The sequence below is a fragment of the Geodermatophilus africanus genome, assembly GCF_900107105.1.
GTDB classification, from domain to species: Bacteria; Actinomycetota; Actinomycetes; order Mycobacteriales; family Geodermatophilaceae; genus Geodermatophilus; species Geodermatophilus africanus.
The window spans coordinates 420,584-436,814 of record NZ_FNOT01000002.1 but is presented as its reverse complement, the minus strand read 5'-3'; the positions used below and the strand labels follow the sequence as shown (position 1 = coordinate 436,814).

Genomic DNA, 16,231 nt, shown 5'->3' with positions numbered 1-16,231 from the left:
GAGGTCAGGGGCGCAGCAGCGCCTTGACGGCACGGCGCTCGTCCATCGCGCGGTAGGCCTCGGGGGCCTCCTCCAGCGGGAGCGAGAGGTCGAAGACCCGGCCCGGGTCGATCGCCCGGGTCCAGATCAGGTCGATCAGCTCGGGCAGGAAGCGGCGCACCGGAGCGGGGCCGCCGTGCAGGTGGACGCCCGAGAAGAACAGCTGCTCGCCGGGCAGCGAGACGTCGTGAGAGACGCCGACGTAGCCGACGTGGCCGCCGGCCCGGGTGGCGCGGATGGCCTGCAGCATCGACTCCTGGGTGCCGACGGCCTCGACCACCGAGTGCGCGCCCAGCCCGCCGGTGAGCTCCTTGACCTCGGCCACTCCCTCGTCGCCCCGGGAGGTGATGACGTCGGTGGCGCCGAACTCGCGAGCCAGCCGCTGCCGGTCCTCGTGGCGGCTGAAGACGACGATCCGCTCGGCGCCCAGCTGCCGGGCGGCCAGGACGCCGAGCAGGCCGACGGCGCCGTCGCCGACGACGGCGACGGTCTTGCCCGGCCCGGCCTCGGCGGCGACGGCGGCGAACCAGCCGGTGCCGAGCACGTCGGAGGCGGCCAGCAGGCCGGGCACCAGGTCGTCGTCCGGCATGCCGGGGGTGGCGACGAGCGTGCCGTCGGCCAGCGGTATGCGGGCGAACTGCGCCTGCGCGCCCGTGGGGGCGCCGGGCTGCCGGTTGACGCAGTGCGTCTGGTAGCCGGCCCGGCAGATCTCGCAGGTGTTGTCGGAGGCGAAGAACGAGCCGACGACGAACTGGCCGGGCTGCACCGTCCGGACGTCGCTGCCGACCTCCTCGACGACGCCGACGTACTCGTGCCCCATCGGGGACGGACCGTCCACGGCCTCGATGCCGCGGTAGGGCCACAGGTCCGAGCCGCACACGCAGGCGGCGACCAGCCGGATGACCGCGTCGGTGGGCTGCTCGATCCGCGGGTCGGGGCGGTCCTCGACACGGACGTCGCCGGGGGCATGGAGAACGGCTCCTCGCACGGCGGTGCTCCTTCTCTCTGCTGCTGCAGCGGGTGGGGTGTGGACTCCACGGAACCCCGTCCTGCGCCCGCGCGGGGGGTCGGGATTGGGGGGGGGAGAACCTCGACCCCCCTCGAGCGATGGTGCGCCGTACCGTCGACCCGGTGGACAACCGAGCCGAGATCCGGGACTTCCTCGCCAGCCGACGCGCCCGGATCACGCCCGAGCAGGCCGGCCGGCTGCCCGGTGGTGGCCGGCGTCGGGTGCCCGGCCTGCGCCGTGAGGAGGTCGCCGTCCTGGCCGGGGTGAGCACCGACTGGTACACCCGGCTGGAGAAGGGCCACATCGCCGGCGTCTCCGAGGACGTCCTGGAGGCGGTCGCCCGGGCGCTGCAGCTGGACGAGGCCGAGCGGACCCACCTGTTCGACCTCGCCCGGGCCGCCAGGCCGACCCGGGCACCCCAGCGGCGCAGCCGGGCCGGGGTGCCCCCGCGGGTGCAGTGGATGCTGGACTCGATGACCTCGTCGGCGGCGTTCGTGGCCAACGGCCGCATGGACATCGTCGCCGCCAACCCGCTGGCCCGGGCGCTGTACTCGCCGGTGTTCGACGAGCCACGGTGGCGGGCGAACATCGCGCGCTTCCAGTTCCTCGACCCGCGGGCGCGGAACTACCACACCGACTGGGGCGCCGCGGCCAACGTCACCGTCGCGCTGCTGCGCACCGAGGCTGGGCGCGACCCGCACGACCGGGACCTGCGCGAGCTCGTCGGCGAGCTGTCCACCGTCAGCGAGGAGTTCCGCACCCGCTGGGCCGCGCACGAGGTGCGCATCCACCACGCCGGGACCAAGCAGTTCCGCCACCCCGCGGTCGGCACCCTCGAGCTGGTCTACCACAGCCTCGACCTGCCCACGCAGGACCACGGGAAGCTCGTCCTGACCGTCTACACCGCCGAGCCCGGGTCCCCCTCCGAGGACGCCGTCAAGCTCCTCGCCAGCTGGGGGGCGACCGCCGGCCAGCACCAGCCCGGTTCCACGGTCGACCGGGTGTGACCACGTCCCGGGCGCCCCGGGCCGCACGCGGCGTCCGGCGGGAGTGGGACCGGCTGGCCTCGGCGGGCAGCCCGCCGGAGGCCTTCGACGTCTCGATGGTCGCGGGCCTGCCCGAGCCGGCGCGCCGGTGGCTCACCCACGCGCTCGCACCAGGGACGCCGCTGTGGCCCTCGGTCGTCCTCACGATGCGCGGGGAGATCCGGCTCGGCGCCTGGCGGCCCTTCACGGCGGCCCAGGTGCTGCGCCCGCCGCACGGGTTCGTCTGGGCCGCGACGGCCCGCGTCGCCGGCCTCCCGGTCGTGGGCTACGACCGGTACAGCTCGGGATCGGGCGAGATGAACTGGCGCCTGGGCGGGCTGGTCCCCGTCATGACCGCCCGCGGACCCGACGTCACGCGCAGCGCCGCCGGTCGCCTGGCCGGCGAGACGGCGCTGACCCCGACGACCTTCCGCGCGGCGATGTGGACTCCCGGCAGCGACCCGGACCGGACCGTGGCCTCCTGGCGGATCGACCAGCAGGTGGAGAGCGCCGAGCTCCACGTCGGGGACGGCGGGCGGCTGCTCGGTGTCGTCCTGCAGCGCTGGGGCCATCCCGGTGGCGGCCCCTTCGGGCGGTACCCCTTCGGCGTCGCCGTCGAGGCGGAGGAGACCTTCGCCGGCGTGACCATCGGCTCGGTCCTCCGGGCCGGCTGGTGGTGGGGCACCGACCGGCAGCAGGAAGGCGAGTTCTTCCGCGCCGAGATCACCGGCGCGACGTTCGGCTGAGCAGCGCTCCCCTCGCCCGACCAGCACGCCGCAGGAGCCCCGGCCGGGCACCGCGGCGCGCCAGGATGCCCGGCCATGAAGTACGTGATGACCTACCGCGCGGTCGAGGACTTCCTGCCGCTGGCGCAGCAGAACTACCCGGCCCACTCCGCGCGGGTCGACGAGTTCGCACACCGCGGGGACCTGCTGATGGTCGGAACCCTGGACGAGCCGATGAACGGCGACGCGATGGGCGTGTTCACCACCCGGGAGGCCGCCGAGGAGTTCATCGCCGGCGACCCGTTCGTGCTGAATGGCGTGGTGGCCGGCTGGACGGTGCGGCCGTGGCACGAGGTGCTGCAGCCCTGACCCGTCACCCGGACGGGTGACGGCCCGCCGCGCGGACGACGCCGTCGCGCCCGACCTGCCGTTGAGGACGTGTCCGATCCACGACGGAGGAGGTGCACGGTGCGGCTCTCGTTCCTGGTCTACGGCGTGCTCTACGTCGTCGTCGAGATCGTCGGCGCCCAGATCGAGGCGATCGGCTGGCCCCACCTGACCGCTCTGGACGTCGCCACCGCCGTCGCCAACGCCTGCCTGACCGTGGCCGTCGGCATCGCCGTCCTCGTCGGCGCGGACGTCGGCGGGCGGCACTGGCACCGCTCGGTGGTGGCGCGGCGGGAGGAGAGCGCGCGGCTCGCCGCCGAGGCGTGGGCCGAGCCCGGGACGATCACCGTCGCCTCCTGGCGCTCGGAGCCGCTGGCGCTGCCCGCCGGCCGCCCCTGGGAGCCGGCACCCGGCGGCGACTACGCCGTCCCCGCACGTGGCCGGCCGTTCCCCGAGGACGCCGGCCACCTGCTCTGATGCGCGGTGCGGCCGCCGGGGTCCTCAGCCGGCGAGCATCGCCGCCCTGAGGCCCAGGTCGTGCACGGCCGCCACGGCGGCTCCGGCCCGACGGATGGCCCAGGCCAGCGACACGGCGTCGGCGGGGCCGGGCCGCGGGCCGGTGCTCGCGACGAGCTGCTGGACCTCGTCGGCCGACGCGCCTGCGGCGTCCGGGCGCAGAGACGATCGGCCGTCGACCTCCAGCCGCTCGGCGAGGTCGGCGTCGAGGTCGGCCTCGGCGAGGTCGTCGACGTCGACCAGGACGACCGGGTCGGTGGAGGGCGTGGCGGTCATGGCGGAGTCCGTTCCGTCGCGGGGCCGGGTCCGTCCCGGCAGGAACGACGTTCCGGTCCACCCCTCAGCGCCCGCTTCAGGGAGCCGCATGATCGCCGCAAGATCGGACGCACCCGCCCCAACACCCCGCGGACCCCTCTCGACCGCTAGGGTCGTCGCCGTCGGGAAGGCCCTGCGCACTGGCAGGACCCCGATGCACCACCTCAGCTAGGAGCGAGCAATGCCCGAAGGAACTGTCAAGTGGTTCAACGCGGAGAAGGGGTTCGGCTTCGCCACCCCTGACGGTGGCGGACCTGATGTGTTCGTCCACTACTCGGCCATCCAGACCAGCGGGTACCGCTCGCTCGACGAAGGCCAGCGGATCTCGTTCGACATCGAGCAGGGCCAGAAGGGCCCGCAGGCGGCGAACGTCAACCCGCTCTGATCGACCGATCAGCACAGCGCCCCCGCCCGGCTCAGCCGGGCGGGGGCGCTGTCGTCTGTGGGAGCCCTATCGGGCCCGCGGCACGTACCCGCCGATGAGCGCGGACATCAGCAGCGCGCCGGCGTCCGGCCCGACCGCCGCCGCGGCGTCGGCGAAGGCCCGCCAGCGGGTCCGCTCCACGTCGGTCGGCGCGTTCTCCGCCCGGGCGGTGAGCTGCTCGACCAGCCGGTCCCACTCCCCCTGCGGCGTCGGCCAGAGCCCGGCCAGCCGCCGGGCCTCGGCCGAGATCCCGGTGAACCGCACGATCTCGCCGGCGTAGTTCGTCAGCGCCTCGACGTAGCCCGCCGAGACCAGCGCCCGCGCCGCCGCCGTCACCTCGGCCTTGGGCAGCCCGCTGGCCGGCACCACCTGCCCCAGGTAGGGGTTGCCGCCGTACTCCGGCCCGTCGACCAGCCGGGCGATCGCGCGCAGCACCGGCAGGTCGCGGGTGAACCAGACGTCGTCGAGGAGCTCAGGCACCGGGCCAGTGTCCGCTGCACGCGACGGCGCCCCGCCACCCGGGAGGTGACGGGGCGCCGACAGGGTCTCGATCAGGCGTCGCCGGACCGGCGGGCGACCCAGCTCACGCATTGCCCCTGGTTCCGGAACCCGGGAGCGGTGAACTCGGCCCAGCCGTTCTTCCTGCACTGCTCCTTCGCGGTCGGGTACGGCAGCTCGGTCTCGAAGTCGTGGACCGTGCCGTTGACCTGCAGGAGGTCGACCTGGGCGAGCAGCCCGGGGTTGCCGCCACCCTGGTTGACGCCGATCCCGAGGACCGTCGCGTTCTGCAGACCAGCCTGGACCTGCTCCCAGGTCGCCTCCTCCTGGGGGAAGCCGAGGGGCTGAGGCAGCTGCGTCGTGGAGCGGTTCGCGGGAGACCACCAGCCGCCATCACTGGTCGACGGCGAGCGGGTGATCCACCGCCGGGCGTCGGTCGACTCGGCGGTGTAGACGGGTTCCCACACGAGGACGGCGTAGTCCCCCGGCTGCAGGGTGCCGCCGTTGCGGTCGACCTCGATGTTGAGCGCGGGGGCCTGCCGCGGCTCCGCGGGGTTGACCTGAGCGACGTAGGACCGGTAGCCCAGCGTCTCGATGTCGGACAGCGGCGTGCCGGCGAACTCGTAGCTCAACGCGTAGGCCTTCGCGTTGCCGTCCGGTGTGCTGATGACGAGGTGATCGGTCCCGGACGCCGCGTCCGGCGCACCTGGGGCGATTCCGACCGTGCCCGTACCGCGGGTATAGCCGCAGAAGTCGGTGAGCAGCGGGTTGGGGCACGTGTTGGGGGACGCCACGACGGTCAGGTCTAGGGGGACGACGTAGCTCGTGGTCGTCTCGGCCGAGGCGACCCCCGGGAGTCCGACGACGGCGGCGACCACCGCGGCGGTGGGCAGGATCGTGCGACGCATGCACCAGGCCTTCCAGACGGGACGGCTCTCGTGGCCGCCCTCCACCCGGAACCATCGGCAGGCGGACGCGGACCCGGAACGCCCCCGGCATCGACGCCGTCCCGGCACGCCCTCGCGGGAGGACCGCCGCCACGGGCTGGCCGTGCTGCTCGGCTCGGTGCCCGGGCTGGCCGTCGTCGGCACCGCGGCGGACGGCGCGGCCGCGGTGGCGCTCGCCCGCGAGGAGCAGCCCGACGTCGTGGTCATGGACGTCCAGATGCCGGTCCTCGACGGCATCGAGGCCACCCGCCGGATCACCGGCGAGTCGCCGTCGGTCGGGGTCGTCGTCCTGACCATGAGCGAGGACGACGGCACGGTGTTCGCCGCGGTCCGCGCCGGTGCCCGCGGCTACCTGCTCAAGGGCGCCGACCAGGAGGAGGTGGTGCGGGCGATCACCACGGTCGCCGGTGGCGGGGCGGTGTTCGGCGCGGCGCTGGCGCGGCGGATCGCGGAGTTCTTCGCCGCCGGGCCTAGCGGGCCGGAGACCACGTTCCCGCAGCTGACCGCCCGCGAGCGGGAGGTGCTCGACCTGGTCGCGGCCGGGCGGTCCAACGCGCAGATCGCCCGCCGCGCTGTACCTGTCGCCGAAGACGGTGCGCAACAACGTCTCCAACGTGCTGACGAAGCTGCAGGTCACCGACCGGGCGCAGGCGATCGTGCGGGCCCGCGAGCCCGGGCTCGGACGCTGATCCACACTGGCGCGCGGCTCGTACCGTTGAGCGCATGACGACGTCCGCGCAGAACCAGCCGAAGGTGAGCAAGAGCGACGAGGAGTGGCGGGCGCAGCTGTCGCCCGAGGAGTACGCCGTCCTCCGCCAGGCCGGCACCGAGCGGCCGTGGACCGGGGAGTACGTCGACACCAAGACGGAGGGGGTCTACAGCTGCCGCGCCTGCGGGGCCGAGCTGTTCCGGTCGGGGACGAAGTTCGACTCGCACTGCGGCTGGCCGTCGTTCTACGAGCCGTCGTCCGCCGACAACGTGGTGCTCCGCGAGGACCGCAGCCACGGGATGGCGCGCACCGAGGTCCTGTGCGGCACCTGCCACAGCCACCTCGGCCACGTCTTCGACGACGCCCCGCAGACCCCGACCGGCGACCGCTACTGCATCAACAGCGTCTCGATCCGGCTGGAGCCCGCGCAGTCCTGACTCCGCGATCATGAGATCTGGGAAGCGACTCACCGCCGTTCAGCGGTGTGTCACTTCCCGGACTTCATGATCGCCGGGAGGGCAGCGCATCACGGCAGGTCGGCGACCAGCTCGGCGACGGGCTTGCGGACGCCGGTGTAGAAAGGCACCTCCTCGCGGACGTGCCGCCGGGCGGTCGAGGCCCGCAGGTCGCGCATGAGGTCGACGATGCGGTGCAGCTCGTCAGCCTCGAAGGCGAGCATCCACTCGTAGTCGCCGAGGGCGAACGAGGCGACGGTGTTGGCGCGGACGTCGGCGTACCCGCGCGCCATCCGGCCGTGCTCGGCGAGCATCGCCCGGCGCTCCTCGTCGGGCAGCAGGTACCACTCGTAGGACCGCACGAACGGGTAGACGCACACGTAGCGGCGCGGCTCCTCGTCGGCGAGGAACGCCGGGATGTGGCTGCGGTTGAACTCGGCGGGCCGGTGCAGCGCCATCTGCGACCACACCGGCTCCAGGTGCCGCCCCAGCGCGGTGCGCCGCAGCCGGGTGTAGGCCTCCTGCAGCGCCTCGGGCGTCTCGGCGTGCCACCAGACCATGAGGTCGGCGTCGGCACGGAGGCCGCTCACGTCGTAGGTGCCGCGGACGACGACGTCCTTGTGCGCCAGCTCGGCGATCAGCTCGGCGACCTCGTCGGCGACCCGGTGCCGACCCTCCTCGCCCAGCGGGCGGGCCAGTCGGAACACCGACCACATCGTGAAGCGGATGGTGGCGTTCAACTCGTTCGCCCGCTTGCCGATGCTGCGCTGGTCGGTCTGCTCGCTCATGTCCCCATCATCCCCCGCGGCGGCCTCCCTGCAGGGTCCCGCCGCGAGCTCGCGAGTGGCGGGGGGCAGGGAGGTCCTTTCTCAGCGGGAGGCCGGGCCGGTCTCCCGCAGGTCGCGGACGGGCGCGGTGTGCGCGTCGCGGCAGTCGCTGCAGGCGGCCATCCAGACGTGGTGGCGCAGGCAGCGGGCGGGTCGGAGGACGGGTCGGACGGGGTGGTGCACGGTGCTCACTGCGGACTCAACGACCCCGGCTCGCGCCCCATGCCCGGGCCGGCCGTGGCGTCGGCCACCCCTCACAGCAGCGCGTCGACCGCGTGGTACGCGTCGCGGATGCACGCCGGCACGCCGACCCCGCGGAACGCCGCCCCGGCGATCGCCAGCCCCGGCACCGCGCTGACGGCCGCGCGGACGGCGTCCACCCGCTCCTGGTGGCCGACCAGGTACTGCGGCAGTCCGCCACCCCATCGGACGACGCGGGTGGCGACCGGCTCGGGCCGGGACAGCTGCAGCAGGTCGGCGACGTCGGCGACCACGGCCGCGGCGAGGTCGTCGTCGTCCCGCTGCAGCTGGTGCTCGTCGCGGAACCGGCCGACCGACGAGCGCACCAGCAGGTGCCCGCCGTCCAGGTGCGGCCACTTGCGCGAGGAGACAGTGACGCCCTTGACCAGCCGGCCGGTCACCGGCGGCACCAGCAGCCCGGACCCGGCGGCCACCTCCTGCGCCGGGAACGCCATCGCCACCACGGCCATCGACGCGTACGGGATGCCCTGCAGCGGCTCGACCGCGCCCGGCGCGATCCCGGCCAGCAGCCGGGCGGCCTTGGGCGCCGGGGAGGTCACCAGGACGGCGTCCGCGGTCAGCCGCTCGGGGGCGTTGGCCCGGCCGATCGAGAGCTCGAAGCCCGCGGCCGTCCGCACCAGCCCGTGCGCCGGGGTGCGCAGCCGGACCTCGGCGCGGGAGGCCGCGACCAGCGCGGCGGGCAGCGAGCCGATGCCGTCGGCGACGGTCACGAACACCGGGCTGTCCGCGTCGAAGCGGCTGCGCGCCCCGGCGTCGCGGGCGGCCGCCGCCGCACCGAGCACCGACCCGGCGGCCGGCAGGTGCGCGGCCAGCTGCGGCATGGTCGCCACCAGCGAGAGTTCGTCGGCCCGCCCGGCGTAAACGCCGCCGAGCAGCGGCTCGACCAGCCGGTCGACGACCTCGTCGCCCAGCCGCGCGCGCAGCAGGGCGCCGACCGCGACGTCGCCGCCGAGCGTCAGCGGCGGCAGGTCGGCCTCGGCGGCCACCCGGGCCACGCCGGCCGGCGTCAGCACGCCGTCGAGCCCCTCGGCCGACGCCGGGACGCCGAGCACGGTGCCGCCCGGGAGCGGGTACCGGCCGTCGGGCAGCACCACCGACGCCTGCGTGGTGGCCGGCGCGACCAGCCGGTCGGCCAGCCCGAGCCGCTCGACCAGCTGCACCGCCTCGGGCACCCGCGCCAGCACCGCCTCGGGGCCGGTGTCGTACCAGTGCCCGGCCAGCTCGACCCGGTCGAGCTTGCCCCCGACGCGGTCGCCGGCCTCGAGGACGACGACCTCGTCGTCCGGCCGCCGCCGGCGCCACTCGAACGCGGCCGCCAGGCCGGTGATCCCGGCGCCGACGACGACCAGCCGGCTCATCGAGTCGTCAGCTCGTGGACCAGGTCGACGACGGAGGTCAGCACGCCGGGGTCGGTCTCGGGCAGCACGCCGTGGCCGAGGTTGAACACGTGGCCGCGGGCGGCGCGGCCCTGCTGCACGACCCGGCGGACCTCGCGGTCGACGGTGGCGCGGTCGGCCAGCAAAGCGGCCGGGTCGAGGTTGCCCTGCAGCGAGCGCTGCGGGCCCACCCGGCGGGCGGCCTCGTCGAGGGGCACCCGCCAGTCGACGCCCACGACGTCGGCCCCGGCGTCCCCGATCAGCGGGAGCAGCTCGCCGGTGCCGACGCCGAAGTGGATGCGCGGCACGTCGCGGTCGCCGAGCGCGTCGAACACCGCCCGGGAGTGCGGCAGCACCCGCTCGGCGTAGTCGGCCGCGGAGAGCACGCCGGCCCAGGAGTCGAACAGCTGCACGGCCGAGGCGCCGGCGTCCACCTGCGTGGTGAGGAACGTCGCCGCGGAGACGGCGAGCCGGTCCAGCAGCCGGCCCCACGCCTCGGGCTCGGCGTACATGAAGGCCTTCGTACGGGCGTGCTCCTTGGAGGGGCCACCCTCGATCAGGTAGGTGGCGAGGGTGAACGGCGCGCCGGCGAAGCCGATCAGCGGCGTCGTCCCCAGCTCGGCGACCAGCCGGCGGACGGCGGTGGCGAGGAAGGCCAGCCGGTCGGGCTCCAGCGGCGGCAGCGCGTCGACGTCGGCGACGGTGCGCACCGGCTGGGCGATGACCGGACCCACGCCGGGCTTGATGTCGATGTCGACGCCGGCCACCACCAGCGGCAGCACGATGTCGGAGAAGAGGATCGCGGCGTCCACGCCGTGCCGGCGCACCGGCTGCAGGGTGATCTCGGTGACCAGGTCCGGGTCCTGGCAGGCCTCGAGCATCCGGGTGCCGGCCCGCAGCGCCCGGTACTCCGGCAGCGACCGGCCGGCCTGGCGCATGAACCACACCGGGGTGCGCCGCACCGGCAGGCCGCGGGCGGCCCGGACCAGGTCCGAGTCGGCGGGAGAGGACGCGGGGGTCGGCGCGGCGTCGGCAACGGCGGTCACGACGACCCATCCTCCCAGAACCCGCGCGGCGCGTCGGCGGCACGGGGCGGTCGGGCGACCTACCCTGCGAACGTGGAGCCTTCCAGCCTGGCCGGCACCGGCCACGGTGCGGACCGGCCCGGCGGCGAGCCGCCGGCCGAGTTCCGCGCTGCCCTGGAGGCGCTGGCGCAGGTGACCGCCCGCCCCGAGATCGTGCTCGAGGCCATCCCCGCCCCGCAGCGGCTGGCGCCCCACGCGTACGCGATCGGCGCGCTGGTCACCGAGCCGGACGGCGACGAGGACGTCGAGGTCGCCAGCGGGCGCTTCATCGTGCTGTACGACCCGGCCGGCCACGAGGCCTGGGCCGGCACCACCCGCTGTGTCGGCTACCTGTCGGCCACGACCGACGAGCACATGGTCGACGACGCGATGTTCTCCGAGGTGGCCTGGAGCTGGCTGACCGACGCCCTCGAGGAGTGCGGCGCGGCGTCGCACGCCCTCGGCGGCACCGTCACCCGCACCGCCTCGACCCGGTTCGGCGAGCTCGCCGGCCCCGAGCACTCGGTCGACGTCGAGATCCGCGCGTCCTGGACGGCGGAGGACACCCACCTCGACCGGCACCTCACCGCGTGGCTGGACGTGCTGGGCAGCGCGGCCGGGCTGCCACCGCCCGGCGTGCGGCTGCTGGGTCCCTCCGGGCAGCCGGACGACGGCACTCCGTAACATCGGTGTCCCAGGGGTGCGCGCCACCCCCGCGCCGGCGCCCCTCTCCCGGGGCCTGCTGCGGCCCCGCCGCGGAACCGCGCGCTGACCACGCTGTCGAGACGGGCGAGAAGGTGGACCTGCCCTGAGCACCCAGCCCATGCCCGCCGAGCCCCTCCCCGCGTCCGACGACGAGCCGACCGCTCCCCCGGCGGTCCCGCTGCTCGCCCCCCGTGACGGGCTGCCCCCGGTCGTCGAGACCTCCACTGCGCTGGTCGACTACGCCGAGGCACTGGTGGCGGGCAAGGGCCCGGTCGCCGTCGACGCCGAGCGCGCCTCCGGCTACCGCTACGGCCAGAAGGCCTACCTGGTGCAGCTCCGCCGTGCCGGCGCGGGTACCGGGCTGGTCGACCCGATCCCGCTGCCCGACCTGTCGGTGGTGCAGGAGGCGATCGCAGACGCCGAGTGGGTGCTGCACGCGGCCAACCAGGACCTGCCCTGCCTGGCCGAGATCGGCCTCGTGCCGGCCCGCGTCTTCGACACCGAGCTCGCCGCCCGGCTGGCCGGGCTGCCCCGGGTGGGCCTGGGTGCCGTCGTCGAGTCGCTGCTGGGGTACTCGCTGCAGAAGGGCCACTCGGCCGCCGACTGGAGCACCCGCCCGCTGCCGGAGGAGTGGCTGGTCTACGCCGCGCTGGACGTCGAGGTGCTCGTCGACCTGCGCGACGCGCTGGCCGCCCTCCTCGAGGAGCAGGGGAAGACCGAGTGGGCCCGGCAGGAGTTCGAGGCGATCCTGACCGCGGGGCCGCCCGCGCCCAAGGCCGACCCCTGGCGGCGGACGTCGGGCGTGCACGGCCTGCGCAACCGCCGGCAGCTGGGCATGCTCCGCTCGCTCTGGCAGGCGCGTGACGAGCTGGCCCGCCGCCGCGACGTCGCCCCTGGGCGGGTGCTGCCCGACGCGGCGATGGTCTCCGCGGTGCAGGCCGACCCGCGGACCGAGGCCGCGCTGCTGGAGCTGCCGGTGTTCCGCGGCCGGGCCAACCGCAAGTTGGTGGACACCTGGTTCAGGGCGCTGGCCCGCGGTCGCCAGCTGCCGGAGTCCGAGCTGCCCCCGCACAGCCGCTCCGGCGACGGCCCGCCCCCGGTGAGCCGCTGGGCCGACCGCGACCCGGCCGCCGCCACCCGGCTGCAGGCCGCCCGCGCCGGGCTGGCCGAGCTGGCCGCCACGCACTCCCTGCCGGTGGAGAACCTGCTCTCCCCCGACCTCGTGCGGCGGCTGATGTGGACCCCGCCCGAGCCGCGGGACGCGGACACGGTGGTCGCGACGCTGCGGGCCGGCGGCGCCCGCGAGTGGCAGGTCGAGCTGACCCGCGACCTGCTCACCGACGCTCTCGACCGGGCGTGAAGACCGGGGACCGCCGCCCGCCGCCGGGACTGCCCTCCCCGGCGAGGGGACCGACCCCGCGGGGTGACGTGCCGCGCTTGGAACCGCGGTTACCGGCGGGTAACTTGATCGGTGTCGCGCCGACCCGGCCCGGCACCGATCTGCTGCGGAGGTCCTGTGTCATCTGGAGAACGGCGGCCACGCTCGCTGCGTGAGGTCGTCTTCGTCGACGGCGTGCGCACCCCCTTCGGCAAGGCCGGCCCCAAGGGCGTCTACGCCGAGACCCGCGCCGACGACCTGGTCGTGCGGGTGATCCGCGAGCTGCTGCGCCGCAACCCGGCGCTGCCGGCCGACCGGATCGACGAGGTGGCCATCGCCGCCACCACGCAGGTCGGCGACCAGGGCCTGACCATCGGCCGCACCGCCGCGCTGCTGGCCGGGCTGCCGAAGTCGGTGCCCGGCTACGCGATCGACCGCATGTGCGCCGGCGCGATGACCGCGGTGACCACCACCGCGTCGGGCATCGCCTTCGGCGCCTACGACGTCGCCATCGCCGGCGGGGTCGAGCACATGGGCCGCCACCCGATGGGCGAGGGCGCCGACCCGAACCCGCGGTTCTTCAGCGAGAAGCTCGTCGACGGGTCCGCGCTGGTCATGGGCGCCACCGCGGAGAACCTGCACGACCGCTTCCCGCACCTGACCAGGGAGCGCGCCGACGCCTTCGCGCTGGCCAGCCAGCAGCGGTACGCCAAGGCCGTCGCCAACGGGCAGATCGGTCCGGAACTGGTGACCGTCGCCACGCGCAGCGCCGAGCAGGGCTGGGGCCTGGCCACCGTCGACGAACCGCCGCGGCCGAACACCACCCTCGAGGACCTGGCGACGCTGAAGACGCCGTTCCGCCCGCACGGGCACGTCACCGCCGGCAACGCGGCCGGTCTCAACGACGGCGCCACCGGCTGCCTCCTCGCCGCCGAGGAGGTCGCGCTCGAGCTGGGGCTGGACATCGGCATGCGGCTGGTCGGCTACGGCTTCGTCGGCGTCGAGCCCGAGGTCATGGGCGTCGGCCCGGTGCCCTCGACCGAGCGCGCGCTGGCCCGCACCGGCCTGACCATCGACGACATCGGGCTGTTCGAGCTCAACGAGGCCTTCGCCGTCCAGGTGCTGGCCTTCCTCGACCACTTCGGCATCGCGGACGACGACGAGCGGGTCAACCCGTGGGGCGGCGCCATCGCCGTCGGCCACCCGCTGGCCTCCTCCGGCGTCCGGCTGATGACCCAGCTGTCCCGCCAGTTCGCCGAGCGGCCCGACGTCCGCTACGGCCTGACCGCCATGTGCGTGGGCCTCGGCATGGGCGCCACCGTGATCTGGGAGAACCCGAACTGGGAGGGGGTCGCCACGTGACCGCGACGTTCGAGAACGAGGTCGTCACGCAGGCGAAGGTCCGGTACCTGCGGGCGCCCGGGCTCGCCGGTGAGATGGCCCTGATCACCCTGGACAACGGGCACGACCACACCCGCCCGTCCACCTTCGGTCCCGGCGGGCTGGCGTCGCTGGACGCCGCGCTCGACGAGGTCGCCGCGCGCACCCCGGCCCCCGCGGCCATCGCCGTCACCGGCAAGCCCTTCGTCTTCGCCGTCGGCGCGGACCTCTCCGGCGTCCCGGCGATCACCTCGGCCGACGACGCCCGCCAGATCGCCGAGACCGGACACCGGGTGTTCCGCCGGCTCAAGGACTCCGCGATCCCGACGTTCGCCTTCGTCAACGGCGCGGCGCTCGGCGGCGGCCTGGAGCTGGCGCTGCACTGCCACCACCGGACCATCGCCACGACCGCCGTGGTGGCCTTCCCCGAGGCCTTCCTCGGCCTGGTGCCCGGCTGGGGCGGCACGCAGCTGCTGCCGAACCTCATCGGCATCGACCCGGCGGTCACCGTCGTCGTCGAGAACGCCCTCGCGCAGAACAGGACGACGCCCGGGCCGAAGGCGGCGGAGCTCGGCATCGCCGACGCGCTGTTGGAGCCCGCCGACTTCCTCGAGCGCTCGCTGGAGTGGGCCGTCGGCGTGCTCACCGGCGAGGTGACCGTCTCCCGGCCCGAGGTCGACCGCGCGGCGTGGGACGACGCGATCGCCCGGGCTCGCGGCATCGTCGCGGCGCGCACCCGCAACGCCTCCCCCGGCGCGCTGCGCACCGTCGACCTGCTCGACCTGGCCCGCCAGGGCGTCGGGGGCGAGGCCTTCACCGCCGGCACCGCGGCCGAGGACCAGGCGCTGGCCGACCTGCTGATGAGCGACGAGCTGCGGGCCGGCCTCTACGCGTTCGACCTGGTCAACAAGCGGGCCAAGCGGCCGGCCGGCGCCCCCGACCGGAAGCTGGCCCGCACGGTCACCAAGGTCGGCGTCGTCGGCGCGGGCCTGATGGCCTCGCAGCTGGCGCTGCTGTTCGTCCGGCGGCTCGAGGTGCCCGTCGTCCTCACCGACATCGACCAGGCGCGCGTCGACAAGGGCGTCGGCTACGTGCACGGCGAGCTCGAGAAGCTGGCCGCCCGCGGCCGGCTCTCGGCCGACGCGCTCAACCGGCTCAGGGGCCTGGTCACCGGGGCCCTCGACAAGGCCGCCTTCGCCGACGCCGACCTCGTCATCGAGGCCGTGTTCGAGGAGATGTCGGTCAAGCAGCAGGTCTTCGCCGAGGTCGAGGCCGTCGTCAGCCCCGAGTGCGTGCTCGCCACGAACACCTCGGCGCTGTCGGTCACCGAGATGGCGTCGAAGCTCGAGCATCCCGAGCGGGTCGTGGGGCTGCACTTCTTCAACCCGGTCGCCGTCCTGCCGCTGCTCGAGGTGGTGCGCGCCGAGCAGACCGACGACGCGACGCTGGCCACTGCCTTCGCCGTCGGGAAGGCGCTGAGGAAGAGCTGCGTGCTGGTCGCCGACGCCCCGGCGTTCGTGGTCAACCGGCTGCTCACCCGCTTCCTGGGCGAGGTGACCGCGTCGGTGGAGCAGGGCACGCCGGTGACCGTCGCCGACCGGGCGCTGGACCCGCTGGGCCTGCCGATGACGCCGTTCGAGCTGCTCACGCTCGTCGGCCCGCCGGTGGCGCTGCACGTGGCCGAGCGGATGCACGAGGCCTTCCCCGACCGGTTCGCCGTCGGTGAGGGGCTGCGCCGGATGGTCGAGCGGGGCAAGTCGTCGGTGTACAGCGAGCCGGGCGTCGTCGACCCCGACCTCGCCGGCATCGGCCCTGGCTCTCCCGCCCACCCAACGCCGCTGACCGAGGAGCAGGTGCGCGAGCGCGCGGTTCAGGCCCTGGCCCACGAGATCCGGCTGATGCTCGACGAGGGCGTCGTCCAGGCGGTGCAGGACATCGACCTGTGCATGGTCCTCGGCGCCGGCTGGCCGTTCTGGCTGGGCGGCATCTCCGCCTACCTGGACCGCGCCGGGGTCTCCGAGCAGGTGACCGGCTCCCGGTTCCTCCCGAAGGGCGTCGCCAGCCTGCCTGAGCACCGCCTCCCGATGATCAGCTGACCTGGTCACCGCCTGTCCTGGCTCACCACCGGTGCTGAGCCAGGACAGGCGACGGTGAGGCAGGACGGCGAAGGGCCCGGACCCCGCGGGGGTCC

General features: G+C 74.9%; 19 protein-coding genes. 11 read left to right on the top strand and 8 right to left on the bottom strand.

The window, feature by feature from the left end:
• Nucleotides 1–4 precede the first annotated feature (4 nt).
• Nucleotides 5–1,027 (bottom strand): zinc-dependent alcohol dehydrogenase family protein, encoded by a 1,023-nt coding sequence (locus tag BLW63_RS04785; protein WP_091151988.1) that lies wholly within the window; start codon nucleotides 1,025–1,027, stop codon nucleotides 5–7.
• A 143-nt stretch (nucleotides 1,028–1,170) separates the two neighbouring features.
• Here BLW63_RS04785 and BLW63_RS04780 point away from each other — a divergent pair, with 143 nt between their 5' ends.
• The 4 genes from BLW63_RS04780 to BLW63_RS04765 all read left to right on the top strand — a co-directional run bounded on the left by BLW63_RS04780 (nucleotide 1,171) and on the right by BLW63_RS04765 (nucleotide 3,662).
• Nucleotides 1,171–2,055: a helix-turn-helix transcriptional regulator gene (locus BLW63_RS04780; protein WP_211516997.1), complete on the top strand. Its 885-nt coding sequence runs from the start codon at nucleotides 1,171–1,173 to the stop codon at nucleotides 2,053–2,055.
• The gene (locus BLW63_RS04775) at nucleotides 2,052–2,819 is read left to right on the top strand and encodes a DUF6544 family protein (protein ID WP_211516996.1); all 768 of its coding nucleotides are present in this window, start codon (nucleotides 2,052–2,054) and stop codon (nucleotides 2,817–2,819) included. The genes BLW63_RS04780 and BLW63_RS04775 overlap by 4 nt, the downstream gene beginning before the upstream one ends.
• 75 nt (nucleotides 2,820–2,894) lie before the next feature.
• A complete protein-coding gene (locus BLW63_RS04770; RefSeq protein ID WP_091151984.1) occupies nucleotides 2,895–3,167 on the top strand; it encodes a YciI family protein in 273 nt (90 codons plus the stop codon).
• Between the two features lie 99 nt (nucleotides 3,168–3,266).
• Nucleotides 3,267–3,662 carry a hypothetical protein gene (locus BLW63_RS04765; RefSeq protein WP_091151982.1) on the top strand — a complete coding sequence of 132 codons (396 nt, stop codon included), beginning with the start codon at nucleotides 3,267–3,269 and terminating at the stop codon, nucleotides 3,660–3,662.
• Between the two features lie 24 nt (nucleotides 3,663–3,686).
• Here the strand turns inward: BLW63_RS04765 and BLW63_RS04760 are convergent, their stop codons facing one another.
• Nucleotides 3,687–3,977, bottom strand: a complete 291-nt coding sequence (locus BLW63_RS04760) for a hypothetical protein (protein ID WP_091151980.1) — start codon at nucleotides 3,975–3,977, stop codon at nucleotides 3,687–3,689.
• A 220-nt stretch (nucleotides 3,978–4,197) separates the two neighbouring features.
• Here BLW63_RS04760 and BLW63_RS04755 point away from each other — a divergent pair, with 220 nt between their 5' ends.
• Nucleotides 4,198–4,401, top strand: coding sequence for a cold-shock protein (locus BLW63_RS04755; RefSeq protein WP_012948038.1), 204 nt, complete (start codon nucleotides 4,198–4,200; stop codon nucleotides 4,399–4,401).
• A gap of 66 nt (nucleotides 4,402–4,467) precedes the next feature.
• Here the strand turns inward: BLW63_RS04755 and BLW63_RS04750 are convergent, their stop codons facing one another.
• Together BLW63_RS04750 and BLW63_RS04745 are read right to left on the bottom strand one after the other, a co-directional pair.
• On the bottom strand, nucleotides 4,468–4,920 hold the full coding sequence (locus BLW63_RS04750) for a hypothetical protein (protein WP_091151978.1): 453 nt from the start codon (nucleotides 4,918–4,920) through the stop codon (nucleotides 4,468–4,470).
• Between the two features lie 71 nt (nucleotides 4,921–4,991).
• On the bottom strand, nucleotides 4,992–5,846 hold the full coding sequence (locus BLW63_RS04745) for a hypothetical protein (RefSeq protein ID WP_139263473.1): 855 nt from the start codon (nucleotides 5,844–5,846) through the stop codon (nucleotides 4,992–4,994).
• Between BLW63_RS04745 and BLW63_RS04740 the strand changes: the two genes are divergently transcribed.
• The gene (locus BLW63_RS04740) at nucleotides 5,845–6,612 is read left to right on the top strand and encodes a response regulator transcription factor (protein WP_244522358.1); all 768 of its coding nucleotides are present in this window, start codon (nucleotides 5,845–5,847) and stop codon (nucleotides 6,610–6,612) included. The genes BLW63_RS04745 and BLW63_RS04740 overlap by 2 nt on opposite strands.
• On the top strand, nucleotides 6,609–7,031 hold the full coding sequence (gene msrB, locus BLW63_RS04735) for a peptide-methionine (R)-S-oxide reductase MsrB (protein ID WP_091151974.1): 423 nt from the start codon (nucleotides 6,609–6,611) through the stop codon (nucleotides 7,029–7,031). Before BLW63_RS04740 ends, msrB begins: the two co-directional genes overlap by 4 nt.
• Before the next feature lie 89 nt (nucleotides 7,032–7,120).
• Here msrB and hemQ read toward each other — a convergent pair whose 3' ends face one another.
• The 4 genes from hemQ to hemE form a co-directional block, all read right to left on the bottom strand.
• The gene (gene hemQ, locus BLW63_RS04730) at nucleotides 7,121–7,837 is read right to left on the bottom strand and encodes a hydrogen peroxide-dependent heme synthase (protein WP_091151972.1); all 717 of its coding nucleotides are present in this window, start codon (nucleotides 7,835–7,837) and stop codon (nucleotides 7,121–7,123) included.
• An 81-nt stretch (nucleotides 7,838–7,918) separates the two neighbouring features.
• Entirely contained in the window at nucleotides 7,919–8,068 is a 150-nt protein-coding gene (locus BLW63_RS26665) for a hypothetical protein (RefSeq protein ID WP_170856643.1), read from the bottom strand.
• 62 nt (nucleotides 8,069–8,130) lie between these two features.
• Nucleotides 8,131–9,495, bottom strand: coding sequence for a protoporphyrinogen oxidase (gene hemG / locus BLW63_RS04725; protein ID WP_091151969.1), 1,365 nt, complete (start codon nucleotides 9,493–9,495; stop codon nucleotides 8,131–8,133).
• The gene (gene hemE, locus BLW63_RS04720) at nucleotides 9,492–10,559 is read right to left on the bottom strand and encodes a uroporphyrinogen decarboxylase (RefSeq protein ID WP_091151966.1); all 1,068 of its coding nucleotides are present in this window, start codon (nucleotides 10,557–10,559) and stop codon (nucleotides 9,492–9,494) included. Before hemE ends, hemG begins: the two co-directional genes overlap by 4 nt.
• Nucleotides 10,560–10,631: 72 nt before the next feature.
• Here hemE and BLW63_RS04715 point away from each other — a divergent pair, with 72 nt between their 5' ends.
• The 4 genes from BLW63_RS04715 (at nucleotide 10,632) to BLW63_RS04700 (ending at nucleotide 16,136) form a co-directional block, all read left to right on the top strand.
• The gene (locus BLW63_RS04715) at nucleotides 10,632–11,261 is read left to right on the top strand and encodes a DUF3000 domain-containing protein (protein WP_091151963.1); all 630 of its coding nucleotides are present in this window, start codon (nucleotides 10,632–10,634) and stop codon (nucleotides 11,259–11,261) included.
• Nucleotides 11,262–11,400: 139 nt separating this feature from the next.
• Nucleotides 11,401–12,642 carry an HRDC domain-containing protein gene (locus BLW63_RS04710; RefSeq protein ID WP_244522357.1) on the top strand — a complete coding sequence of 414 codons (1,242 nt, stop codon included), beginning with the start codon at nucleotides 11,401–11,403 and terminating at the stop codon, nucleotides 12,640–12,642.
• 156 nt (nucleotides 12,643–12,798) lie between these two features.
• Entirely contained in the window at nucleotides 12,799–14,022 is a 1,224-nt protein-coding gene (locus BLW63_RS04705; RefSeq protein WP_091151960.1) for a thiolase family protein, read from the top strand.
• Complete coding sequence (locus BLW63_RS04700) at nucleotides 14,019–16,136, top strand: 3-hydroxyacyl-CoA dehydrogenase NAD-binding domain-containing protein (protein WP_091151957.1); 2,118 nt, start codon at nucleotides 14,019–14,021, stop codon at nucleotides 16,134–16,136. The genes BLW63_RS04705 and BLW63_RS04700 overlap by 4 nt, the downstream gene beginning before the upstream one ends.
• The last annotated feature ends 95 nt before the right edge of the window (nucleotides 16,137–16,231 follow it).